The 22,112-nt window shown below is 62.6% G+C and carries 21 protein-coding genes; 12 read left to right on the top strand and 9 right to left on the bottom strand.

Annotated elements, in window-relative coordinates:
* Nucleotides 1-25: 25 nt before the first annotated feature.
* Both AC0CMF_RS09895 and AC0CMF_RS09890 read right to left on the bottom strand, forming a co-directional pair.
* Nucleotides 26-517 carry an Lrp/AsnC family transcriptional regulator gene (locus AC0CMF_RS09895; protein WP_457169782.1) on the bottom strand — a complete coding sequence of 164 codons (492 nt, stop codon included), beginning with the start codon at nt 515-517 and terminating at the stop codon, nt 26-28.
* 172 nt (nt 518-689) lie between these two features.
* Complete coding sequence (locus AC0CMF_RS09890) at nt 690-1,322, bottom strand: uracil-DNA glycosylase family protein (protein WP_374628710.1); 633 nt, start codon at nt 1,320-1,322, stop codon at nt 690-692.
* A gap of 169 nt (nt 1,323-1,491) precedes the next feature.
* Between AC0CMF_RS09890 and AC0CMF_RS09885 the strand changes: the two genes are divergently transcribed.
* Entirely contained in the window at nt 1,492-3,045 is a 1,554-nt protein-coding gene (locus AC0CMF_RS09885) for a sensor histidine kinase (protein WP_050471187.1), read from the top strand.
* Nucleotides 3,046-3,058: 13 nt separating this feature from the next.
* On the opposite strand, the gene cobT is transcribed toward AC0CMF_RS09885, so the two are convergent.
* Nucleotides 3,059-4,078 (bottom strand): nicotinate-nucleotide--dimethylbenzimidazole phosphoribosyltransferase, encoded by a 1,020-nt coding sequence (cobT, locus tag AC0CMF_RS09880; RefSeq protein WP_374628764.1) that lies wholly within the window; start codon nt 4,076-4,078, stop codon nt 3,059-3,061.
* A gap of 111 nt (nt 4,079-4,189) precedes the next feature.
* Here cobT and cobS point away from each other — a divergent pair, with 111 nt between their 5' ends.
* From cobS to AC0CMF_RS09860, 4 genes are read left to right on the top strand one after another with little or no spacing between them, the layout of a single operon-like run.
* Complete coding sequence (gene cobS, locus AC0CMF_RS09875) at nt 4,190-5,029, top strand: adenosylcobinamide-GDP ribazoletransferase (protein ID WP_374628709.1); 840 nt, start codon at nt 4,190-4,192, stop codon at nt 5,027-5,029.
* A 17-nt stretch (nt 5,030-5,046) separates the two neighbouring features.
* Nucleotides 5,047-6,216, top strand: coding sequence for an alpha/beta hydrolase (locus AC0CMF_RS09870; protein WP_058900310.1), 1,170 nt, complete (start codon nt 5,047-5,049; stop codon nt 6,214-6,216).
* Nucleotides 6,217-6,248: 32 nt separating this feature from the next.
* Nucleotides 6,249-6,467, top strand: a complete 219-nt coding sequence (locus tag AC0CMF_RS09865; protein ID WP_055455636.1) for a DUF1289 domain-containing protein — start codon at nt 6,249-6,251, stop codon at nt 6,465-6,467.
* A gap of 12 nt (nt 6,468-6,479) precedes the next feature.
* Nucleotides 6,480-7,184, top strand: a complete 705-nt coding sequence (locus AC0CMF_RS09860) for a retropepsin-like aspartic protease family protein (RefSeq protein ID WP_050471183.1) — start codon at nt 6,480-6,482, stop codon at nt 7,182-7,184.
* Between the two features lie 316 nt (nt 7,185-7,500).
* Here the strand turns inward: AC0CMF_RS09860 and AC0CMF_RS09855 are convergent, their stop codons facing one another.
* The 5 genes from AC0CMF_RS09855 to AC0CMF_RS09835 form a co-directional block, all read right to left on the bottom strand.
* Nucleotides 7,501-8,322 (bottom strand): sulfite exporter TauE/SafE family protein, encoded by an 822-nt coding sequence (locus AC0CMF_RS09855; protein ID WP_050471392.1) that lies wholly within the window; start codon nt 8,320-8,322, stop codon nt 7,501-7,503.
* An 84-nt stretch (nt 8,323-8,406) separates the two neighbouring features.
* A complete protein-coding gene (gene dusA / locus AC0CMF_RS09850) occupies nt 8,407-9,498 on the bottom strand; it encodes a tRNA dihydrouridine(20/20a) synthase DusA (protein WP_374628708.1) in 1,092 nt (363 codons plus the stop codon).
* A gap of 233 nt (nt 9,499-9,731) precedes the next feature.
* On the bottom strand, nt 9,732-10,208 hold the full coding sequence (locus AC0CMF_RS09845; protein ID WP_122521170.1) for an Lrp/AsnC family transcriptional regulator: 477 nt from the start codon (nt 10,206-10,208) through the stop codon (nt 9,732-9,734).
* Nucleotides 10,209-10,282: 74 nt separating this feature from the next.
* Nucleotides 10,283-11,608, bottom strand: a complete 1,326-nt coding sequence (locus AC0CMF_RS09840) for an NAD(P)/FAD-dependent oxidoreductase (RefSeq protein WP_374628706.1) — start codon at nt 11,606-11,608, stop codon at nt 10,283-10,285.
* Nucleotides 11,609-11,725: 117 nt separating this feature from the next.
* Entirely contained in the window at nt 11,726-12,415 is a 690-nt protein-coding gene (locus AC0CMF_RS09835; protein WP_058900312.1) for a haloacid dehalogenase type II, read from the bottom strand.
* 416 nt (nt 12,416-12,831) lie between these two features.
* Between AC0CMF_RS09835 and AC0CMF_RS09830 the strand changes: the two genes are divergently transcribed.
* The 3 genes from AC0CMF_RS09830 (at nt 12,832) to AC0CMF_RS09820 (ending at nt 16,048) form a co-directional block, all read left to right on the top strand.
* The gene (locus AC0CMF_RS09830; protein WP_374628704.1) at nt 12,832-13,896 is read left to right on the top strand and encodes a phosphotransferase; all 1,065 of its coding nucleotides are present in this window, start codon (nt 12,832-12,834) and stop codon (nt 13,894-13,896) included.
* Nucleotides 13,897-13,904: 8 nt separating this feature from the next.
* A complete protein-coding gene (locus tag AC0CMF_RS09825) occupies nt 13,905-15,275 on the top strand; it encodes an aspartate aminotransferase family protein (RefSeq protein WP_186393873.1) in 1,371 nt (456 codons plus the stop codon).
* Between the two features lie 92 nt (nt 15,276-15,367).
* Nucleotides 15,368-16,048: a GntR family transcriptional regulator gene (locus AC0CMF_RS09820; RefSeq protein ID WP_123193907.1), complete on the top strand. Its 681-nt coding sequence runs from the start codon at nt 15,368-15,370 to the stop codon at nt 16,046-16,048.
* Between the two features lie 131 nt (nt 16,049-16,179).
* On the opposite strand, the gene AC0CMF_RS09815 is transcribed toward AC0CMF_RS09820, so the two are convergent.
* Entirely contained in the window at nt 16,180-17,010 is an 831-nt protein-coding gene (locus tag AC0CMF_RS09815; protein ID WP_374628703.1) for a GNAT family N-acetyltransferase, read from the bottom strand.
* Nucleotides 17,011-17,329: 319 nt separating this feature from the next.
* Here AC0CMF_RS09815 and AC0CMF_RS09810 point away from each other — a divergent pair, with 319 nt between their 5' ends.
* The 4 genes from AC0CMF_RS09810 (at nt 17,330) to AC0CMF_RS09795 (ending at nt 22,099) form a co-directional block, all read left to right on the top strand.
* Nucleotides 17,330-17,617: a hypothetical protein gene (locus tag AC0CMF_RS09810; protein ID WP_157757190.1), complete on the top strand. Its 288-nt coding sequence runs from the start codon at nt 17,330-17,332 to the stop codon at nt 17,615-17,617.
* Nucleotides 17,618-17,717: 100 nt separating this feature from the next.
* Complete coding sequence (locus AC0CMF_RS09805; RefSeq protein ID WP_374628702.1) at nt 17,718-19,376, top strand: ABC transporter ATP-binding protein; 1,659 nt, start codon at nt 17,718-17,720, stop codon at nt 19,374-19,376.
* A 41-nt stretch (nt 19,377-19,417) separates the two neighbouring features.
* Nucleotides 19,418-21,079 (top strand): peptide ABC transporter substrate-binding protein, encoded by a 1,662-nt coding sequence (locus AC0CMF_RS09800; RefSeq protein ID WP_374628701.1) that lies wholly within the window; start codon nt 19,418-19,420, stop codon nt 21,077-21,079.
* Nucleotides 21,080-21,148: 69 nt separating this feature from the next.
* On the top strand, nt 21,149-22,099 hold the full coding sequence (locus AC0CMF_RS09795) for an ABC transporter permease (RefSeq protein ID WP_050471173.1): 951 nt from the start codon (nt 21,149-21,151) through the stop codon (nt 22,097-22,099).
* The last annotated feature ends 13 nt before the right edge of the window (nt 22,100-22,112 follow it).

Below are 22,112 nucleotides of genomic sequence, written 5' to 3'. Positions count from 1 at the left end.
TCATTCAGGTCTGCGGCGCGGGCCGTCAGCCCTGACTTTCCGCGCGGGTCTTCTCAACGGGGATGTAGCTCAGCGGCAGTTCCGTCGTGCACTTGATCTGTTCCATGGCGAAGGTGGTCGACACATCGGTGATGTCGATCTTCGAGATCAGCTTCTTGTAGAAGGCGTCATAGGCGGCGATATCCGGCACGGTAACGCGCAGCAGATAGTCCACCTGACCGGCCATGCGGTAGAACTCCACCACTTCCGGCAGTTCCTTGATCACATCGGCAAACTTGCGCAGCCAGTCTTCCGTGTGCTGGTTGGTGGTGATGGCGACAAAGGCCGTCACCTTGACATTGACCTTCTCCGGATCCAGCAGGGCAACGCGGCCCGTGATCACGCCATCCTCCTCCAGCTTCTGGATGCGGCGCCAGCAGGGCGTGGTGGACAGGCCGACCCGGCGGCCGATCTCGGCGACGGGAACGGTGCAATCCTCCTGCAGGATGGAGAGAATACGCCGGTCGATGCGGTCAATCATGTTCAGGTTCCAGATGCGGTACAGCGGCGGCCGGACGCAGTCCTGCCGCCTCTCTTGAGAGAATGGATTTTTGTTTCGTTGGCAAGCGGTAAATCGAAGGCTGAACGGGTCTTGCTGCTGATTTTGTGACAGTGTGAAGAACAATTTTCCTCAACTCAGCACGGCCGCCTCAAGGCTGCAGCAGTTGCGCCACCCGGCGGCGCAGCTCGGGAACCAGCTCTTCCTCGAACCAGGGATTGCGGCGCAGCCAGGTGTTGTTGCGCCAGGAAGGATGGGGCAGCGGCAGATAGGCAGGCCCTGCGCGCTCTTCGCTTTCCGCAAGGATGGCGCGCCAGTTGCCGACAATCTCCGTCAATCCGGCTCCCTTGAGATGCGGCAGGTGATAGGCCTGCGCATAGCGGCCGATGACGAGCACCAGTTTCAGCTGGGGCATGGCCGCAAAGAGGCTGTCGTGCCAGGTGGCGCGGCACTCCGGGCGTGGCGGCAGATCACCGCCTTTGGCATCGAGGCCCGGAAAGCACAGGCCCATCGGTACGATCGCAACACGCGAGACATCGTAGAAAACATCATCACCGATACCGAGCCAGTGGCGCAGGCGGTCCCCGGACGGGTCCGTAAAAGGTGCGCCGGACGCATGCACGCGGGTTCCGGGCGCCTGCCCCGCGATGCAGAGCCTTGCCGTCTCCGACAGGCGGGCAACCGGGCGCGGCTCGTGCGGAAGTGGCCTGCCGCGGGGCGTTTCAAGACACACCCGGCAAAGCGACACGCGCCGGGCCAGCGGAGCGAGCCCCGGCGAAGCCACGACGCCGCCTGCCCTTTCCGGATCACTGTCTGCCGCTGTTTTGCCTTTTTTAACCAAGTCCTTGAGCCGCTTCTTAAGGGTTGCTGATCCAAAACACAGAAAGAGGCACAGTTGTGTCAAGCATCAGGAAACCACGCGAGGAGGATGGCCGCCGACGGCCAGAACCGCAATGGCCCAGACTTCCCCCGGCAGGGGCGACCACAAGACGGCGATCAACCGCGAGCGTGCCCAGCGCCGCCGTGAGGTTGCGCGCACGGTCAGTCAGGTCCGCGACCGCCTGTCGGCGAAGGAAGGCGTTCCGCCTGATTTCAACACCGAGCTGCTGCTGCTGTTTGCCAGGGCGCGTGTGAGCGCGGCATTCGCCGGACCCATGTTCCTCGTCATCGTGGCCGCCGTGTCTCTCATGTGGATTTCGCCGGTTCTGGTGGCCTGCTGGCTCATGTTCACGGTGAGCATCTGGATTCTGACCGTGTCCACCTGCCGGCGTTTCGAGCGCATGACGCAGGAAGAGCGCCAGACGAGCCCCTGGCGGCGGCGTTTTGCGGTTGGCGATTTCCTTTACGGCCTGTGCTGGGGAGCCTTCTTCCTGCTGCCCGCGTCCAGCGGTACGGCGGAAGGCATTGAGATCTTCCAGTTTTCGATCATGCTGATCGTCATTGCCATGGCGACCATGCAGTCTTCCACCCTGCCCCATGCGCTGCTGGCCAGCACGCTGCCGGTGACGCTGGCCATGTCGCTGGCGCTGCTGCAGCGCCACGCGCCGCTGCATTATGCCATGGCGGCCATGGCTGTCGGCGCACAGGGCTTCTTCCTGGTGCTGGGCAACCAGCTGCTGAATTCCTCTCGTGCCATGCTGGCCTTCCGCGCCGAGAAGGACCATCTGATCGCCGAGCTGGAACAGGCCAATGCGGTGTCCGATGAATCCCGCCGCCGCGCCGAAGAAGCGAACCTTGCCAAGTCGCGCTTCCTGGCCACCATGAGCCATGAGCTGCGCACGCCCCTCAACGCCATCCTCGGTTTCTCCGAAATCATGAAGGATGAGGTGATGGGGCCGATGAACAACAAGATCTACCGGGGCTATGCCTCCGACATCCACGGCTCCGGCCAGCACCTGCTGAACCTCATCAACGAGATCCTCGACCTGTCGCGCATCGAGGCGGGCAAGTATGAGCTGAATGAGGAGGCTGTTTCCCTGCAGGATGTGGTGGAAGACTGCCAGAGCATGATGCAGGTGCGCGCAAGGGCCAAGGGGATCGCCATCCGCGAGAGCCACGAGGAAGGCCTTGCCCGCCTTTGGGCCGACGAGCGCGCGCTGCGTCAGGTGATCCTCAACCTCCTGTCCAATGCGGTGAAGTTCACCCCCTCCAACGGCGAGGTGCTGATCCGCATCGGCTCTTCCAGTGACGGCGGTCAGTTCGTCTCCATCAAGGACAATGGCCCCGGCATTCCGGAAGAGGAAATCCCGATCGTGCTTCAGGCCTTCGGTCAGGGCTCGATGGCCATCAAGAGCGCCGAGCCCGGCACCGGCCTTGGCCTGTCCATCGTCCAGGCGCTGGTCAACCAGCATGGCGGCACATTCGAGCTGAAATCCCGCCTGCGCGAGGGCACCGAGGTGCGTGTCACCCTGCCCTCTGCCCGCGTGCTGCCCGCCATGCCGCAGCTGTTCGACGACATCTATACCCTGCCGGTCCGGCGGCCGAACATGCGCCGCCGGGCGTCCTGACCGGAACGGGCGCTCAGTCCTTCTGCGAAACGCCGGCGCTGTCAAAGGTTGCCATGTCCGCATGAACCTGCGCCGCCGCCTTGACGATGCCTGCGGCCATGGCCGCGCCCGTGCCTTCCCCCAGCCGCATGCCGAGATCCAGCAGCGCCGTCTTGCCCATGGCCGCCAGCGCCCGGCGGTGCGCCGGTTCTGCCGATACATGGCCGAAGAGGCAGTGATCGAGCGTGGACGGGTCCATCTTGTAGAGCACCGCAGCCGCAGCCGTGGAGACGAAACCGTCCACAATCACCGGCGTACGCTGCAGGCGCGCGGCCAGAATGGCACCGGCCATGGCGGCAATCTCGCGCCCGCCCACCTTGCGCAACACTTCCAGCGGGTCCTTGGCGGCTGCACCCAGGCGCGACACGGCCATTTCCACGGCCACGCGCTTGCGCTCCAGCCCGGCCGCATCCACGCCGGTGCCCGGTCCAACCCAGTCTGCCGCCGTGCCGCCGAACAGGCCGTTGAAGACGGCTGCGGCCACGGTGGTGTTGGCAATGCCCATCTCGCCAAGGCACAGGAGATCCGTGCCCCCCGCAATCGCTTCCATGCCATAGGCCATGGTGGCAGCGCAGTTCGGCTCGTCCAGCGCGTCCTCATCCGTGATGGACGGTGTCGGCATGTCGATGGCCAGATCAAAGATCTTCAGGCCCAGGTCATAGGCCGCGCAGATCTGGTTGATCGCCGCGCCGCCTGCGGCGAAATTCTCCAGCATCTGGCGCGTGACGCTTTGCGGATAGGCCGAAACGCCCTTGTCAGCGACACCGTGATTGGTGGCGAAGATGGCGACCAGCGGACGGGTGATCTTCGGCACCGGCTTGCCGGACCAGGCGGCCAGCCACTCGACGATGCTTTCCAGCTGGCCGAGCGAACCGGCAGGCTTGGTCAGCTGGCTGTCACGGGCGCGCACGGTTGCCACCGCCGCCTCATCCGGCCCCGGCATTTCGGCCACAAGGTTGCGAATGTCATCGAAAGGAAGAGCGGACGGGGACATGGACACGAGAGGTGTTCTCCGGACTTGCGGGCAGCGATTGGCGCCAGGGGCTTGCCGTTCTATAAGGCTCCTCCGGCAAAAGACAACCGCCATGGCAGACAGCGAGGGCGCATGACACCGCAAGGCCAGCCGCAGGAGCCTGAAAGCACGCCAGAGCGCAGCGGGTGGCTGCGGCAACTCGCCGCCGATACGGCGGCCTGCATCCGCTTCTTTTCGCGTCTGCCGCTGCCTGCCATCAACAAGCTGGATGATCCGGCCGCCGTTCCAGACTTCCGGAGAATCGCAAGGGCCATGCCTCTGGCAGGGGCCGTGACCGGTCTCATCCCGGCGCTGGTTCTGGGGCTGCTTTCCCTCACCGCCCTGCCCGCACTTGCCATCGCCACGCTCGCCGTGATGACGGCAGCTGCCGTAACCGGCGCGCTGCATGAGGATGGGCTGGCGGATGTGGCGGATGGTTTCTTCGGCGGGGCCACGCCGGAGCGGCGGCTGGAGATCATGAAGGACAGCCGCATCGGCGCCTTCGGTGCCATGGCGCTGATCCTGTTCCTGACCCTGCGCATCACACTGACCGCCGCCCTGCTGGAGCGCACTGGCGCGCCTGCGGCCATGCTGGTGCTGGTGGCGGCGGAGATGCTGAGCCGCACGCTGATGCTCTGGCAGTGGACCGCTCAGCCCTCCGCCCGGCCGGACGGGCTGGGCGCCCGCTTCGGCGTGCCGGGACCGGGAGCTGCCCTTGAAGGCGCGTTGTTTATGCTGCCGGTTTTTCTTTGCCTGTTCAGCGTGCAACCAGCATTCGGGCTTATTCTTGGCCTCGGCCTTGCGGTTTATAGTGCCGTGTTCACAGGAAAACTGGCACTCAAAGCAATTGGCGGGATCACAGGAGACGTGTTAGGAGCCATTCAGCAGGTCACATTGACCGTTTTTCTTGGCGGGCTTCTGGCCTGGACTTGAAGGGACACAGCCTTCTGATGACAAACTCCGTGCTTCTGTCACGCCGCAGTTTCAGCATGTCTTTTGTGGGGCTTCTGCTCTGCTCCTGCGCAAGCCGCCCGGTTTCCGGGGCGCTGGTGCCCACGGACAAACCTGCCCCCGGCGCAAAGGACCACAAGATCCTGATCGCCACCACGCGCAGCCGCACGGACACGCCCAACACCCTGTTTGACGGGGAGCGGAGCGGCGGACGCGATTTTGCGCAGGCCGTCATCTCCGTGCCGCCCACGCATGTCTCCGGTGCGATCGAATGGCCTGCCGTTCTTCCCGGCGACCCGGCAAAGGAAATGGTGCCCCGGTCCACCGGCTATCTTGAGGATGCAACGGCCTTCCGGCAGGCGCTGAAGAGCGAACTGGCCGCCCGCCCGCCGAAAGACCGCTCCGTGATGCTGTTCATCCACGGCTACAACACGCTGTTTGCCGAAGGGCTCTACCGCTTCACGCAGGTGGTGCATGATTCCGCCTTCCCCGGCGTGCCGGTGCTGTTCACCTGGGCCTCGCGCGGGGACGTGCGCGACTATGTCTATGACCTCAACAGCGCCACCGTGGCGCGCGACGAGTTGCAGGCAACCCTTGAGGACCTTGCCGCCAGTGGCGCGGCGGAGATCAACATTCTGGCCCATTCCATGGGCACATGGCTGCTGATGGAAACCCTGCGGCAGATGACACCGGCCCAGCGGAGCCGCATCAACCAGGTGGTTCTGGCCGCACCCGACATTGATCTTGATGTGTTCAAGGACCAGATGCAGCGCATCGGCAAGCTGAAAAGCCCCCTGATCCTGCTTTTGTCGCGCGATGACAGGGCGCTTGGCGTCTCCCGGCTGATTGCAGGCGGGATGGCACGCGTGGGCGGCTATGACGATGACGCAGCGCTGGCCAAGCTCGGTGCGGTTGTCGTTGATCTCACCGATCTGAAGGGGCCGGACCCGACCAATCACTCCAAGTTTGCCGCCCTCGCCGCCATCGCGCCACAATTATCCTCCGTTCTGGGCCAGAACAAACTGGACGTTCCCAATGGGGACGGCGGCGCCCTGGCCAGCACCGGCCGCACGCTTGGAAGCTTTGTGACAGGCACGGTCAACATCGCCGTGACATTGCCTGTGACTTTGGTGACAACGCCGGTTGAGATTGTGATGGGAGGCCGCTAGGCCAAGGGAGTTGCAGGAAACAGGATGGACCGATGGCGGGCATTGAAAGCCCTTGTGTGAAGATCTGCATCATGGAGCCGGTGAGCGGGCTGTGCCACGGCTGCGCCCGGACGCTGGACGAGATCGCCGGCTGGGCGGGATTTGCCCCGGAGCACCGCCGCAAGGTGATGGCGGAGCTTGACGCACGGCGGGCGCGGATGGGTGCCTCCCTTGGTGCAATTTCCAGCCCTGCCCCCGTCCCGGCCACTTGATCAGGAGCACCCATGCGGCAGATCTATGGACTTACACTGGCCGTCCTCGTGCTCGTCATGATTGCGGCCGGCCTGACGTATCTCTTTGAATTTCCCATGCTGGAAGAGACCTTTTCCAGCACCTCCGAAACCCCGCGCATCGTGGCCCTGTCGGCCATCGGCTGCGTGGTGATGGCAAGTCTTGTCTTTGGCGCGCCGCGCGCGGGCGAAGTGCTGCGTGCTGTCGTGGTCTGGGGCCTGCTCGGCCTTGTGCTCGTGGGCGGCTACACCTACCGGACAGAGCTGGTGGCCGGCGGCTACCGCATTCTGGGAGCGCTGGCGCCGGGCATGACCGTGCCGCAGACCGATGGCACTGTCGCCGTGATGCGGGATGCCTCCGGCCATTTTCAGCTGGAGGCGCTGGTGAATGACAACAAGGTCCGGTTTCTTGTCGATACCGGTGCCTCGGCCGTGGTGCTGACCGAACGCGATGCTGAGGCCTCGGGCATCGACCCGGCCAGCCTGTCCTATTCCGTGCCCGTGTCCACCGCCAATGGCCGAACCATGGTGGCACCGGTCAACCTGGCGCAGGTCAGCATCGGCAGCATTTCCCTGTCCAACGTGCGCGGCTTCGTCGCCCGCCCCGGCAGCCTCGAAACCAGCCTCCTCGGCATGAGCGCCCTCTCCCGCCTGTCCGGCTGGCAGGTGGAGGGCGAACGGCTGGTGCTGAAGCCGTGAGGGCAGCGGGCGGATAATTCATTGCTGCTCCTGCCGTAGAAGCCCAGCCGTGCCTCATACCCGGAGTCACCCCGGGCGGAGCGAAGCGCAGACCCGGGGTCCACTCGCTTGCAGAGCGGCGAGTTTGAAGGGGGCGCCAAGGCTTGCAAAAGATCCCGCTGCCGCGCGGCGTGAGCTGACAGCAGCTCTCTGCAAGCGAGTAGGCCCCGGCTCAAAGGCCGGGGCGACGGCCTGAGGGAACCGCTTGGCAGTGCGTTCCTGACCGGTCCCGGCACAGAGGCCGGGACGGCGTGGTGGGGAGGGCAGCCCTGCGTTGTTACAACAGGCTGATGCCGAAGCGGATGGCGACCAGCATCAGGAAGGTGCCGAAGGCAAGCTCGAGCGCGCGCTTGGGCATGCGGTGGGCCAGCTTCACCCCATAGGGGGCGGCAAGGGTTGTCAGCGGCATGATGACGGCAACGCCCAGCAGGTTGACATAGCCCAGCGAAAACTGCGGCAGCAAAGGTTCGCCCCAGCCGGCCCAGACCATGCCGATGACGCCGGGAATCGAGATCAGCACGCCGGTGCCTGCAGACGTCGCCACCGCCTGATGGATCGGGCGGCCATAGAGCGTCATGAAGGTGTTGTTCATCACCCCGCCGCCGATGCCCATGAGCGTCGAAAAGAAGCCGATGAGCGCGCCGCAGAGCGGGCGGATGGGAAAGCCCGGAATGTCGTTGCCGAGGCGCCAGCTGTCCCGGTTGAAGAACATGCGCAGGCTGACGGCGACCGCAATCACCGCAAAGATGCCCTTGAGCCCCTGCCCCGACACATGGGCGGCCACAAGCGAGGCTGCAACAACGCCGAGCGGCAGCGGAATGAGCCAGCTTTTCAGCAGTTCCATGTCCACCGCCCCGCGTGCCTTGTGGGCGAAGAAGGAGCGCAAGGACGTGGGCACGATGATGCCCAGCGACGTGGCCACCGCCACATGCATGCGCACCGCCTCATCCACGCCGACAATGGCGAGAAACTGATAGAACACCGGCACCAGCACCGCCCCGCCGCCAATGCCGAAGAGCCCGGCCATGAGCCCGGCGATGATGCCGGAGGCAACGAGCGCGGCAACGAGACCCAGCGTCTCGCCGGTGAGAAGGGACATATCCATGGGGGCCTCTTGAAAGGACGCTGGCGGGCAGATCGAAAAATGCGGGCACGCGGTCAGCCCATCCGCTCAGAGAGCTGATCAGGCGGCGCTGTCCGCAATCCGATCTGCCGCCCTTTCCTGTGCCTCGTCAAGGGCAGCAAGGGCCGAAGTGAGTACTTCGAGGCCCGCACCGGCCTTGACGCCCTCCACCGTGAGGATGCGGCGGAAGAGGCGCGCACCCGGAACGGCGGTGAAGGCCCCCAGCATGTGGCGCGTGATGTGCGACAGGCGGATGCCCCGCGACAGGCAGTCCTCGATATAGGGAATATAGGCCTCGATGGCCTGACGCGGGCTGACGTCGCCCGTCTCCAGCCCGTAGATCCGCCGGTCCACCGCGCCCATCAGCGCCGGATCATGATAGGCAGCGCGGCCCAGCATCACCCCGTCAAGACCGGGAAGGCCGTCAGCCTCCGCCAGCAGGGCTTCGCTGGCATCAAGCGAAGGAATGCCGCCGTTGATGCCGATGAACAGCTGCGGCAGCCGCGCCTTGAGGCGCCGCACCCGGCCGTAATCCAGCGGCGGAATATCGCGGTTTTCCTTGGGGCTGAGCCCCTTGAGCCAGGCCTTGCGCGCATGCACCCACAGGGCATCGACGCCCGCCGCCAGCACCCGGTCTGCCAAGGCATCCAGCGCCTCTTCCGGGTCCTGATCATCAACGCCGATGCGGCATTTCACCGTGACGGGGATCTTCACCACCGCCTTCATCGCCGCCACGCAATCAGCCACCAGCTGCGGCTCCTGCATCAGGCATGCGCCGAAAGAGCCGGACTGCACCCGGTCGGACGGGCAGCCGACATTGAGGTTCACCTCGTCATAGCCGAAGTCCTCGACGATCCGCGCCGCTGCCGCAAGATCCTGCGGCTCCGACCCGCCCAGCTGACAGGCCACCGGATGCTCCGCACCCGAGAAGCCCAAGAGCTTCTCCCGGTCGCCATGGATCACCGCCCCGGTCGTCACCATCTCCGTATAAAGCAGCGCCCGCGCCGAAAACTGCCGGTGGAAGCTCCTGCAGTGGGTATCAGTCCAGTCCATCATGGGGGCGACGGAGAAAACCGGCGCGCCGGGTGTATAGATTGCGCTGGAGGCATCAGGGGCGTTTGCCCCGGCCGCGTTGGGTGTCTTGATCGTCATGGCGCCGCATATACGCCCATTCCCGCAGAAATTCCAGAATGGCGCCATCGTGGCAGCCTTGCCGCGTCATTTGGCAGCTAACTCCCCTACCGCACTGCCGCATGGGGTTGCGGCGTTGCAGCATCTGAGGCGGCGGTTTTGGCGGATGGCCCCTCCCGGCTGTCCAGGCACCCAAATTCAGGGGCGGCAAGCCCCCCCTTTCCCGGCACGCCTTCCGGCGCAGCCGACCGCCTTCAGACGTTGAGAATGTTCTCAACGCGCATTTGTGATTTCACGATCGGGGACTTCAGAATCACGAAGCTGAAATACTTGTGGATGCCTATATCAAGTTCAATCAGCCGGTCGATGATTGCCTGATACTCACTGACGCCGACCGTAACAAACTTCACCAGGTAGTCATATCCGCCCGAGACCAGGTGGCACTCAACAACCGCTTCAATTTTCTCGACAGCTTCCAGAAAGTGCGCGAGAGAGTTGGGGCTGTGATTTCGTAGCGTTATTTCCGCAAAAACCGTCAGGGTCTGCCCGAGCTTTGCCATGTCGATCTGGGCGCTGTACCCGGTGATGAAGCCTTCCGCCTGGAGCCTTTTGACCCGCATCAGGCAGGGGCTCGGCGACAGATTGACCAACTCGGCCAGCTCGACATTGGTGATCCGCGCGTTCTTCTGCAGTTCGGCCAAAATCCTGATGTCGGTCCTGTCGAGTTTCATGGCGGTTCCCATTCCAAGAACTGCAGAGTGGCGCTTTGCCGTGGGTATCAACTCGCTGCTTGCCGGGCGGAACTCTAGAACTCGGCAACCTTCCCCCAGGCTGCTGTCTGCAACCGCTCGGGACGGAAGTGGGCCGGGTCCACGATTGGCGGCATTCCTGTGATAATGTCTGCGATCAGATGCCCGGCACCTGGCCCGATGCCAAAACCATGGCCGCTGAACCCAGCCGCCAGGATGAAGCCCGGAAGCCCTTCGATCTCGCCGATCACGGGAATGCCATCCGGCGTGCTGTCGATATAGCCTGCCCAGGAACTGGTGATGGAAAGGTTCCGGATCTCCGGGAGGAGCTTACCGGCGCGTTCATAGGTGAGCCGAACCTGTGCCATGTCGGGCCTCGGGTCGAGAATCCGGTTGCGCTCCATCGGCGTGATCTGATCGAGCTGCCACTTTTTCAAGGTTTCATGGCCCTGACGCCATCCCTCCAGTCCGCCAAGGGAAAGGCTGCGCCAGCGGCGTGCAAACATGGGCAGGAAATCCCGCGCGAAGCGGAGCTGCTGAGGTGTCGGGTCCAGGCGCGCCCGGCCAGCGATCGCCAGGGTATAGCCACCATTGGCGCGCCGTGTAATGGCAACGTCCGGCCCGGCAAGGGCAGCTGGCAGTTCCGGTGCTCCGGGGGAAACGGCCAGGATTGTTGAACGCACGGTGGCCTGGGGGAACTTGAATCCCAGCTGATTGCAGAAGGAAGACGCCCAAGCGCCACCTGCCATGACAACCGTCTTCGTGGCGATTGTGCCCTTTTCGGTGACCACCCCACTGACCCGGCCGGCACTCAGCTCAATGCCCCGGGCAGCGCAGAACTGATGCACAGAGCCGCCTGCAGCCATGATACCGCGCGCGACCACGGGTACCGCTCGCGAGGGATCAGCGGTTCCGTCGGTTGGCGAGAACACGCCCCCCTTCCACTGCCGTCCGGTCGCCTTCCCTCTCTCATTGGCCTCTTCGGCGCCAAGCATAAATGTGGTCACACCGGCCGTACGCGCGAAATCCCGCCACGTCTCCCACGTGGCCAGCTGGCTCTCGTCCTGAGAAAGGTAAAGCAGGCCACAACGCCGGAAGTTGGTGTCTTCCCCGGTCTCCCTTGCAACATTTTCCCAAAGTTGCAGGCTCTTCGTGGCCATCGTCAGTTCGCGGGCGTCGCGGTTCTGCTGGCGGCACCAGCCCCAGTTCCGGCTCGATTGCTCAGCGGCGACACGCCCCTTTTCGAGCAAGGCAACCCGCACACCCCGGCGCGCCAGATAGTAAGCGGTGAATACACCCACCACGCCACCACCTATGACGACTGCATCCGCCTCGCGAGGCAGATCTGCACTGGACTCAATATGTAGCAGGGGTGCAGGCATGAAGAGCTCCTGAGACACGCAGTCATTTCAGCGTGCCATTGCCGGAAGTGTACCTCGGGAACCGGCCGGATGGGTCCGCCGGTTCCTTACCAGATAGAAGAAGCGTTCGAGCAGGCTTCAGGCCTGCTGCGGCGCGGGTTCCAGACCCAAGGCGGCCGGCAGTTCGCCGATACCCTTGATCTCGGTGTATTCGTAGAACGGGTTGGCAGGCTCATGGCCGCGGTTGACCCACACCTTGTTCTTGATCCCCAGATCATAGGCCGGCATCAGGTCATAGCGGAACGAAGATGAGACATGCGTGATCTCCTCGGGGCCAACACCGAGCTTGTCGAGCATGTATTCAAAGCCCTTCATGAGCGGCTTGTAGGCGCCAACCTCTTCAGCCGTGATGACCATGTGAACGGGTGCGCCGAGCTTTTCCACATTCGACATGATCACATCATTCATCGCGTTGGACAGGATCACCAGCGGGATATCCTTGGCGACCCGGGCAAGACCGGCGGGGACGTCCGGGTGCGGCCCCCAAGACGGCACCTCGTCATAGATGCGCTGCGCGTCTTCGGCGTCGAACCGGATGCCGATCCGCTTGCAGCTGCGCTCGACGGAATTGTGCACCACATCGGCGAGAGGTTTCCATGCCCCGAGCACCTCGTCCAGCCGATAGCCTCTGAATGCCTCGACGAAGCTTGCCATGGCTTCCGGCGAGAGGCGTTCGCCATACACGCGCCGGGCAGCCCCGGCCATGTCGTAGTTGGTGAGCGTGCCATAGCAGTCAAAGGTGACGTATTTCGACCGAAGTTTGGCCATGGTGGGTATCCCTTCAAGATTTCACGGCACGGCGCCCCCTGAGGGCAGCCATGACAGACGGAACACTCCAGCTCGCCTGACTCAGCTCAGCCTGCAGGTCTAAAAAAGCACAGCGTCGCGATCATTGCAACATATTGTACAACAATTTTATGATTGAGTCGAACGACACACGCCATCTGGAGGGCAGCGAACTCATGCTCGAAGTTTACAAAATATATATAAAAAACAGCTATTTAAATGAAATCACATACATCAAAAGAATGCGCCACCCCACTCATCCTTGTCTTTCTGACGTGTCGCACTCTTGCATAATAGATCACTCCGAATGATATTATTGTTGTACAATTTATGGATATGGGGTACGCAAGTTCCATGCTGCTGGCCAGCCTTGGGACATCCCTTAGATCGAGTGAAAAATGGGTCACAATCCTTCGCCCCGACCTGCCCGCGCCTCCGAGCTGTCGGATGCCTGCTGCCCGGTGAGCGCCGCTGAAGCCGAAGACATCGCTGTCCGGCTCTATGACCTGCCGGGCGCAGCCACGCGCTTCGACACCGAAAAGGACGATACGTTCCTGATCGACGGTCAGGAGCGGGGGCGGTTCGTGCTCAAGATCGCCCATCCCTCTGAACAGCTGGAGGAACTCGACTTTCAGGTCGCGCTTTTGCGTCATCTTGAGGCGCAGGCAGCTGACCTGCCGGTCCCCCGTGCCCATCGTGACCTGAATGGCGCTGAACTGCCCATCATCACCACACGCGCCGGCGAGCGGCGCGCCGTGCGGCTCATCACCTTTCTGCCCGGGACACCGCTCGACCGGACGACCTCCACGGCCCCGCAGCGGGAGCAGATCGGCGAAGTGCTGGCAAAGCTGCGCCACGCCATGGCCGGCTTTTCCCATCCGGCCGACGGCCGGACGCTGGCCTGGGATGTCACCCACTTGCTCGATCTCGCCGACCTGACGAGCTTCATTCCCGAAGGACCCAAACGGGACTGGGTCCTCCGTGCGCTTGAGCGGTTCGCCGAAATCAGGCCGCAGCTTGACCTGTGCCGGCGTCAGGTACTGCACAACGACTTCAACACGTCGAACCTCGTCGTCGATCACGCCAATCCGCAGTTCCTGACCGGCGTCATCGATTTCGGCGACGCGGTCCGCACGGCCATCGCCGTCGATGTCTCGACAGCGCTGATGAACCAGATGCCGAAGAACATCGATACTGCGGGCCGGTGCGATCTGTTCGACGAACCGCGCGACGTTCTGCGTGGCTATCTGCGCCATGCCGACCTGACCACTGAGGAACTTCGCCTCATCCCCTTCCTGGCGATGGGGCGGCTCGCGGTCCGGGCCCTTCTGACCTGCTGGCGCGCTGAAATTTTCCCCCAGAACAGCCACTACATCCTGCGTCATACTGAGGCTGGATGGGCTCACCTCGCGTGGTTTCACTCACTTTCGGCCGCGCAGATTTCCCAACTCCTGACCCGATAGGAACCGAAATGTCCAAGCAGACCGCTCCCTTGCCCAAAGGCTTCCGTGGCGACATGGCGAATGGCTTCAACCCTCAGGATGCAGCCCATCTCGAAAGTGAAGACCTGGCGCATGTCGCAAGGCGGCAACGGCTGCTCGGACCCGCATACCGGCTGTTTTACAAGTCGCCGGTGCAGATCTCGCGGGCGAAGGGCGTTTTTCTCTATGACCGGGACGGCAACGAATATCTGGACGCCTACAACAACGTGGTCTCGCTCGGCCATTCCCATCCCCGCGTCGTCGCGGCGATCAGCAAGCAGATGGAAACTCTCTGCACCCATACACGCTACATGCAGGAGCCCTTGCTGGACTTTGCTGAGGCTCTGATCGGCACCTTCGGCGGTGAACTCGGCCGGAACGGCTGCGCGATGTTCACCTGCACCGGGTCGGAAGCAAACGATCTTGCTCTTCGCATCGCGCGTTTCCACACCGGTAAGACCGGCGTCATCGTCACCTCCGAGGCCTATCACGGCAACAGCGGTGCAGTGGCGGCGATCTCACCGTCACTGGGCAAAAAATCGGCACTCGATCCCTATCTGCGTACCGTCGCGGCACCGGATTCCTATCGCCTGCCCGCCGCCGAAATCGGCCGGAGGATGGCCGAAGATGTCGCGCGTCAGATCGCCGACCTGCAGCGCCACGGCGGTGGTCTGGCCGCCTTCATCGCGGATTCCGTCTTCTCCTCCGATGGCCTCTACACCGAACCCACCGATGTTCTGGCGCCGGTCGCCGAGGTGGTCCGCAAGGCGGGCGGCCTGTTCATCGCCGACGAGGTGCAATCCGGCTTCGGGCGCACCGGCACCCATCTGTGGGGGCACGCGCGTCACAGGGTGGATCCGGACATCGTTACCATGGGCAAGCCAATGGGCAACGGCTATCCGGTTGCGGGCCTTGTGCTGCGGCCGGAACTCGTCAGCGAATTCGGCGCCAGCATGCGTTACTTCAACACCTTCGGCGGCAATTCCGTCGCCATTGCTGCAGCACAGGCCGTTCTCGACACAATCCATGAAGAGGGGTTGATGCAGAATGCGGTGAAGGTCGGCGGACAGATCCTCGATGGCCTGCGCGACTTGCAGGCGAAGTATGAATTTGTCGGCGATGTGCGCGGCGCCGGACTCTATTTCGCCGTGGAACTGGTCAAGGACCGCGAGAGCAAGACGCCGGACATGGACCGCGCGCTCGCTGCCGTCAATGCCTTGCGCGAGCAGCGCATCCTGATCTCCGCAACGGGTGCGGATGCGCATATCCTGAAGATCCGGCCGCCGCTGGTCTTCACTCCGGATCATGCGGCGCGTCTGCTCGAAGGGGTCGATGCCGCGCTGCGCGCCGTCCACGTCTAGTTCGGGCGGGATGTGCCGGCGGACACACCTTCATGCTTGCCCTGCGCCACCACCTGTGGCGTAGCTGCACCTAGCACGACCAGAGCCGAGCGATGCAGCTGAACATCATGACACAAACAGACGATCTTGGGACGGAAGCAGAACCTGCTTCCGTCAGCGCTGTGGACCTCCTCACGCAGACGCTGCGACAGCGCATTCTGTCGGGCGATTTCCAGCCCGGCGAATTCCTCCGCGACATCAAGATGTGCGAAGAACACAAAACCTCGCGGCACACCTTCCGCACAGCAGCACAGGTTTTGGTCACCCAAGGCCTGTTGCGCCAGATCCCCAACCGCGGCTTCATGCTCCCCGAGTTCGGGCCCGACGACATCGTCGACATCACACGCGTGCGGGGTGCCATCGAGGGCGAAGCCATCCGCCTGATCGTGCTGACCGGGATCATCCCGCCTGCCGCGCTTGAGGCCGTCGCAGTGATGCAGGCTTCAACCCTCACTGCCGATAAAACTGCGCTGGTCACGGCAGACCGGGACTTTCACCGTGCCATCATCGCCGCGAGCGGCAGCCCCCGCCTGAAGCGGACCTACGCTGGTCTCGAAGGCGAGATCGAGTTGCTGCTCGTGCAGCGGCAGGGCTTTTATGGCACCGCAGCGGAAATGGCTGAAGAGCACGAACGGCTCATCATCAGCCTGAAAAGCCGCCATTACGATACTGCGCGCGACGCGTTTCAGGAACACTGGGAAGATCTGCAGATCAAGTTGCTCGACCAGCGCTAAAGTATTTTTGTATGGCAGCCTCTGCTTTCACTCCCTTCCGCCTTTTCCATGCGAGACGCTCAAAAACCAGAAATGCCGCAAGGTTGAGTGTCCAGGGACAGCGGACTGGACGGCATGATCTGCTCCTGTGATCAGCCAAGAGCTTGAGAAATCAGGGCGTAAGACTGCAGGCCGGTTGCCGGGCGGGGGCGGGGTGAATGCACCATTGCCATTCCGCTCCCTGCGACGGACAGGCCAAGCGCCTCGGCATAGGCAGCAAGTCCCTGGTCTTCGGGCAGGTCCATCCGCAGGAAGCGGCCGGACAGATGCGTGGCGGAAGCAGCGATGAGCGCCCGCGCTGCGGCTTTATCATCTGCCACCACGGGGCCCAGCACATGACCAAGCCCAAATGGGCGCAACAAGGCAAAGCCGCCCTTGGTGGTCAGGGTCTCGCCCATTTCTGCAATACGCGACAAAAGCCCTGCACGGTCCATCCCGCTGGCGTCACGGTCCATCTTCTGAAGAATGGCGATATCAGCCGGGCCGGCGCGGACCGGGCGCTCCGGGCGCTCCGCACGAGCCAGGCCCTGAAGCTGCAGGATCCGTCCAGAGGGCACAAAGCCCTGTTTGCGGTAAAGCGGCAAGCCCGCATCCGTGGCCACAAGCCGCATCTCGCGGTCCCCGGCAAGGGCCATGATCGCTTTCATCACCCGCCCCCCAAGCCCGCACCCGCGCATGGCGGCATCGACGATGATCATGTTGAGTGTCGCCACAGGGCCGTGAAAGGAACACAGCCCCGTTGCGACCACCTGCCCATGCGCGACGGCGGCAACGCCTTGAGAAACGGTCAGTCCAAGCTGCCAGTCCTCGATACGGTGCGGCCACCCTGCAGCCTGCGACAGGGCCAGCGCGCCGGGTAAGTGTTCTGCGCAAAAGGGGACGATCTCGACTTTTGTCAGAGCTGATGTATCAACCATCGTCATTGCAGGTTTCCCTGTTTCGTTTCCTGAAGATTATCCCGCCGGCTGCAGAATTTTTGGCCCGTTCCCATGCTCTTGCGGCTGTTTGCGCCAGCGCTTGCGAAGGTGGCCGCAGAAAATGCCGTTCGCCGCGGATGCCTCCCGCCAGACGCCGGGCCAGCGCGCGAGCGACGCGCAATTCACTGCGGGTGTGGAACTTTTCGGGCTTGCGGGCACGGGAAACGCCGGCCGGCAGCGGATCACCGGCACGATACGGGCAGCCCGAAGACGTCCGGCCTCAATGCCATGAAGGACCGCGCATAAGCTTGGTATCCGCAACAAGATGCGGATTATCACCGGCAATGAGCCCGTTTCCTCTGTCACGCCGGCATATCGTTCCGGTCTGGCGTTCTGGGGCTCTGGAGGGGATGAGCATCAATGGCTGCAGGCACTGTTTGCCCCCCTTGAAGGGACAGGCGGGCTGGCCGCATCGTACCCCATTCTCCCTGCCCTAGAGAAAGCACAGAAGAATATGCCTGACAGCCGCGAAAGTTCGGTGGTTCGTGCTGCTGCTTCAACCATAAACGACTGCTTTTTGAGCCTGAAAAGACCAATCATGAAGAAGAGATGACGGATGCTCGGGAGCTTTAGATCTGGTCCGGACCGCGCCTTTCGAGGGCGGCAGGAATTCCAAGGAAAAGCGGGACGGCAACGGTAGCGAAGGGGACGCGATGAGCCAGGGACTTGAAAGTACCTTCAAGAACGACATCGCGCTTTCGGTTCGTGGCCTGACTGTGAGTCTGCCCGAGGGAATGGAGCGGGCACACGCGATCGACGGCGTGTCCTTCGACTTGCCGCGTGGTCAGATCCTCTGCGTGATCGGCGAAAGCGGTTCGGGCAAGTCCATGACGGCCAATACCGTCATGGGACTTCTGCCCAAAGCCATGAGGGTCACTGCCGGGTCTGTCCGTCTGGAAGATCGCGAAATCATCGGAATGGGCGCTGAAGAGCTGCGCAGTCTGCGTGGGCGCGTGGTCTCCATGATCTTCCAGGATCCGCTGTCGGCGCTGAATCCGCTGATGACCGTGGGCGCCCAGATCGACGAAGCAATGGCAGCCCATGGCGTCGGCACAGTGGTGTCGCGCCGGGAACGCTCGCTGGAACTGCTGACCGAGGTCGGCCTGCCCGAGCCTGAGCTGATGTATCACCAGTATCCGTTCCGCCTGTCGGGCGGCCAGCGTCAGAGGGTGATGATCGCCATGGCGCTGGCGCTGGAGCCGTCGATCCTGATAGCGGACGAGCCAACGACGGCGCTGGATGTGACGACGCAGGCGCAGATCCTGAAGCTTATCCGGGACATCCAGCGCCGCAAGGGCATGAGTGTGATGTTCATCACCCATGATTTCGGCGTCGTCGCAGAGATCGCCGACTCCGTGGTGGTCATGGAAAAAGGCCATTTGGTCGAGGCGGGGCTGGCAGCGAAGGTCCTGAAGAGCCCCGATCATCCCTATACCCAACGCCTGATAGCCGCCGTGCCGCATCTGCGCAGCGAAGATCGGGTGCCGGTTGTGACGGCAAGCGCCGAGCCGGTGCTGAAGGTCCGTGGTCTGGTCCGGACCTATCGCAGCGGCAGCAAACTGTTTCGCACCGAGCGGGTGGTACCTGCCGTGCGTGAAGTGTCGTTTGACGTCAGTCCCGGCCGCACTCTGGGCGTCGTCGGCGAAAGCGGGTCGGGCAAATCCTCTCTCGGACGCCTGCTCATCAAGCTGATGCCGGCCGACAGCGGGTCAATCCTTTTCGAGGGGCGCGACATTGCCCGGCTTTCCGAAAGGGACTTCAGCGGTATGCGGCCGAAGATCCAGATGATCTTTCAGGACCCCTTTGCCTCGCTTAATCCCCGCATGACGATCGGCACCATTCTGACCGTCGGACCTGTCGCACATGGAGTACCCGCAGCGCAGGCGCGTGAAGCCGCAAAAGACCTTCTGACCAAGGTTGGGCTCGAGCCCCGCGCGCTGGAGCGCTATCCGCACGAGTTCTCGGGCGGACAACGCCAGCGGATCGGCATTGCCCGTGCCTTGATGTTCAAGCCGAAGCTGCTTGTCGCCGATGAAGCGGTCTCCGCACTGGATGTCTCGATCCAGGCACAGATCCTGGAACTGCTGGACCGTATCCAGCGCGAAACCGGGGTGGCGATGATCTTCATCACGCATGACCTGCGCGTGGCCAGCCAGATCTGCGATGAAATCGCCGTGATGCAGAAGGGCCGGATCGTCGAGATGGGGCCGCCCTCACAGATCTTCTTCAACCCGCAAGCTGACTACACGCGCGAGCTGGTCTCGGCCATTCCGGGAGAAGGCATTGACCCCGGAGTTTCAGCGGCTTGCTGAATTCGGTGATCATCAACCAGAGACAAACAGAGGAGAACAAGATGACCAGTAAGATCACCAGACCTGCCGGATATTCCCGCCGTGCCGCACTGCAAATTCTGGCGGCAGGCGGCGCGATTGGGGCCTTTGCACCGCACCTCTTCGGCAAACCCGCCTTCGCCCAGCCCGCGACACCAAGTGGCCGAATTGTCGTCGGTCTGTCGCAGGAACCGACCGTGTTCAACCCGCTGATGCCGCATATCGAAGTCGACGACAGCGTCATCTACTCGGTTTTCGATGCGCTGTTCCGGATCACGGCTGAAGGTCAGATCGTGCCGAACCTCGCGGTCGAAGTGCCCACTCAGGCCAACGGCGGCATTTCAGCAGATGGCCTGTCCTGGCGCATCCGTCTGCGCGACGATGTGCGCTGGCATGATGGCACGCCTTTTACCGCCAATGACGTGAAGTTCACGCTGGAACTGATCGTCAACCCCAACTTCAAGGCCTGGAGGACGACCGGCCATAATTTGGTCCGCGACATTACCGTTGTTTCTCCGACCGAAATCACTTGGCGCATGGAAGAGCCCTTCGCGCCTTACCTCTCATTCCTGACCGAAACCTTCATCGTTCCTGAGCACCTGCTGAAGGATGAGAGCAACGTCAACGAGGCAGCCTTCAATCAGGCGCCTGTCGGCACCGGCGCATTCAAGTGGGGTCAGCGTCAGGCTGGCGATCACGTCGAGCTGGTTGCCAACCCGAACTACCACGATGACGGCCCCTATATCGAGAAGCTCATCTTCAAATACATCCCGGACCAGACTGTGCTCTACACCCAGTTCCGCAGCGGAGACATCGACCTGGTCGGAAATGCCTTCATAACTCCCGACAACTATCATGAGGCGAGCACCCTGCCGGACCGCACCGTGACCCTGGTGCCGCGCAGTTCCGTCGAGTCGATCTATCTGAACCAGGGTCTGCCGCAGTTCAAGGAGAAGGCTGTGCGCGAGGCGCTGTACTTCGCCATCGACCGGCAGTCGATCATCGACATTCTGTACTACGGTGTCGCACGTCAGATTGAGACATTCATGCCGCCGCAGTCTTTCTACTATCATGAGAATCTGCCGAAGCATGAGTACAACCCCGCCCGGGCCGCGGAGATGCTGGACGCAGCGGGTTGGGTACGCGGAGCGGATGGAATCCGGACCAAGGACGGGGTCAGGCTGTCGTTCAAGAACTCGACAACGACGGGTGCGCATCTTCGCGAACAGGCCCAGCAGTTCATCCAGCAGTCTTTCGCCGAGATCGGCGTCGAAATGACGATCGAGAATATGCCCCCGGCGGTCATGTGGGGTGATTTCTGGAGACTGTCACAATTCGAAAGCGCGATGGTTGCCATCACCTATCTGGTCGGCGCTGACCCTGATGTGACCACCCGCTTCCATACCAATGCCATTGCGGCTCAAGGTGGGCGCGGATCGAACAACGCCCAGTATTCCAACCCGGAAGTGGACAAGCTGCTGGAAGAGGGCGCCAAGACCTTCGATCCCGAAGCGCGGCGTGCAATCTACCTGAAGGTACAAGAAATCATTCGTGACGATTTGCCTTTCCTGCCGTTGTTCATCAACACCGCAGTGTACGGTTGGAAGTCAAACGTTCAGGGTTTCGAGGCAAACAGCAACACCCGCACGGAATCTTCAAACGCGGCTTCCTGGTACTTGGACTGACGTCACAGATGCCGCCGCCCGTCCTTCGTGGCGGGCGGCGAACTTATCCGCACGCCACCGGAGGGAAACATGGCTGCATTCCTGTTAGGCCGACTGATGCAGAGCCTGGTGCTGCTGGTGATCGTTTCGATCATTGGCTTTACCGTCCTGAATATGATCCCCGGCGGCCCTCTGGCGCAATACGCCCTGGATCCCGGCATGACGCAGGAAGACATGGCGCGGATCAAGGAACAGCTGGGGCTGAACAGGCCAGTCTGGACCCAATACATCGATTGGGCCGGGCGCCTGTTACTGGGAGACTGGGGAACGTCGTTTCGCGATGGCAGTCCGGTTTTGTCGGTGATTTCCCGGCATGTGCCTGCCACTCTCCTTCTGATGGGGTCATCGACCGTGATTGCAGTGGCCGTGGGCACATGGGTTGGTATCCGCGGTGCTACGCATCGCTATTCGGCCTTTGATTACATGGCGACTGTCGGTGCGATGATCGCGCTGTCGATCCCGACCTTCTGGTTCGGGCTCATCGGCATCTATGTATTCTCGCTGAAGCTCGGCTGGTTGCCTGCGGGCAACATGTACACGATCGGCGACGGATCGGTGCTGAACTACATGCACCACCTCATCATGCCATCAGTCGTGCTTGCGCTGGTCCACATTGCGATCTGGAGCCGTTTCATGCGCACGGCCACGCTGGACGCTATCAGCCAGGAGTTCGTCAAGACTGCCCGGGCAAAAGGGGTTAGCGAACGCCGGGTGATCATGAAGCATGTCGTGGGCAATGCGCTTTTGCCGATGATCACGCTTGCGGGGGTTCAACTGCCTTCGTTGCTGACGGGCGCACTGGTGACCGAAACCGTCTTCACCTGGCCGGGCATGGGACGTCTGTTCCTCGATAGCCTGGGCTATAGCGATTATCCGGTGGTGATGGGCCTGCTCATGTTCTCGGCGGTGCTGACCATCGCCGCCAACCTTGTCGCCGATATCGTGGTCGCACTCGTCGATCCGCGCATCCGTCTTACCTGAACCGCGCTTGAGG

It is taken from the genome of Pannonibacter sp. CBAS1226 (assembly GCF_055685825.1).
The sequence above is the reverse complement of the archived record's forward strand: the minus strand, read 5'-3'. Positions and strand labels throughout refer to the sequence as shown.

What these genes read in the sequence shown, in the direction of transcription:
- AC0CMF_RS09885 (WP_050471187.1), top strand. Translation starts at nt 1,492, where the DNA reads ATGGCCCAGACTTCCCCCGGCAGGGGCGACCACAAGACGGCGATCAAC.
- cobT (WP_374628764.1), bottom strand. Translation starts at nt 4,078, where the DNA reads ATGTCCCCGTCCGCTCTTCCTTTCGATGACATTCGCAACCTTGTGGCC.
- cobS (WP_374628709.1), top strand. Translation starts at nt 4,190, where the DNA reads ATGACACCGCAAGGCCAGCCGCAGGAGCCTGAAAGCACGCCAGAGCGC.
- AC0CMF_RS09870 (WP_058900310.1), top strand. Translation starts at nt 5,047, where the DNA reads ATGACAAACTCCGTGCTTCTGTCACGCCGCAGTTTCAGCATGTCTTTT.
- AC0CMF_RS09865 (WP_055455636.1), top strand. Translation starts at nt 6,249, where the DNA reads ATGGCGGGCATTGAAAGCCCTTGTGTGAAGATCTGCATCATGGAGCCG.
- AC0CMF_RS09860 (WP_050471183.1), top strand. Translation starts at nt 6,480, where the DNA reads ATGCGGCAGATCTATGGACTTACACTGGCCGTCCTCGTGCTCGTCATG.
- AC0CMF_RS09855 (WP_050471392.1), bottom strand. Translation starts at nt 8,322, where the DNA reads ATGTCCCTTCTCACCGGCGAGACGCTGGGTCTCGTTGCCGCGCTCGTT.
- dusA (WP_374628708.1), bottom strand. Translation starts at nt 9,498, where the DNA reads ATGACGATCAAGACACCCAACGCGGCCGGGGCAAACGCCCCTGATGCC.
- AC0CMF_RS09845 (WP_122521170.1), bottom strand. Translation starts at nt 10,208, where the DNA reads ATGAAACTCGACAGGACCGACATCAGGATTTTGGCCGAACTGCAGAAG.
- AC0CMF_RS09840 (WP_374628706.1), bottom strand. Translation starts at nt 11,608, where the DNA reads ATGCCTGCACCCCTGCTACATATTGAGTCCAGTGCAGATCTGCCTCGC.
- AC0CMF_RS09835 (WP_058900312.1), bottom strand. Translation starts at nt 12,415, where the DNA reads ATGGCCAAACTTCGGTCGAAATACGTCACCTTTGACTGCTATGGCACG.
- AC0CMF_RS09830 (WP_374628704.1), top strand. Translation starts at nt 12,832, where the DNA reads ATGGGTCACAATCCTTCGCCCCGACCTGCCCGCGCCTCCGAGCTGTCG.
- AC0CMF_RS09825 (WP_186393873.1), top strand. Translation starts at nt 13,905, where the DNA reads ATGTCCAAGCAGACCGCTCCCTTGCCCAAAGGCTTCCGTGGCGACATG.
- AC0CMF_RS09820 (WP_123193907.1), top strand. Translation starts at nt 15,368, where the DNA reads ATGCAGCTGAACATCATGACACAAACAGACGATCTTGGGACGGAAGCA.
- AC0CMF_RS09815 (WP_374628703.1), bottom strand. Translation starts at nt 17,010, where the DNA reads ATGACGATGGTTGATACATCAGCTCTGACAAAAGTCGAGATCGTCCCC.
- AC0CMF_RS09810 (WP_157757190.1), top strand. Translation starts at nt 17,330, where the DNA reads ATGCGGATTATCACCGGCAATGAGCCCGTTTCCTCTGTCACGCCGGCA.
- AC0CMF_RS09805 (WP_374628702.1), top strand. Translation starts at nt 17,718, where the DNA reads ATGAGCCAGGGACTTGAAAGTACCTTCAAGAACGACATCGCGCTTTCG.
- AC0CMF_RS09800 (WP_374628701.1), top strand. Translation starts at nt 19,418, where the DNA reads ATGACCAGTAAGATCACCAGACCTGCCGGATATTCCCGCCGTGCCGCA.
- AC0CMF_RS09795 (WP_050471173.1), top strand. Translation starts at nt 21,149, where the DNA reads ATGGCTGCATTCCTGTTAGGCCGACTGATGCAGAGCCTGGTGCTGCTG.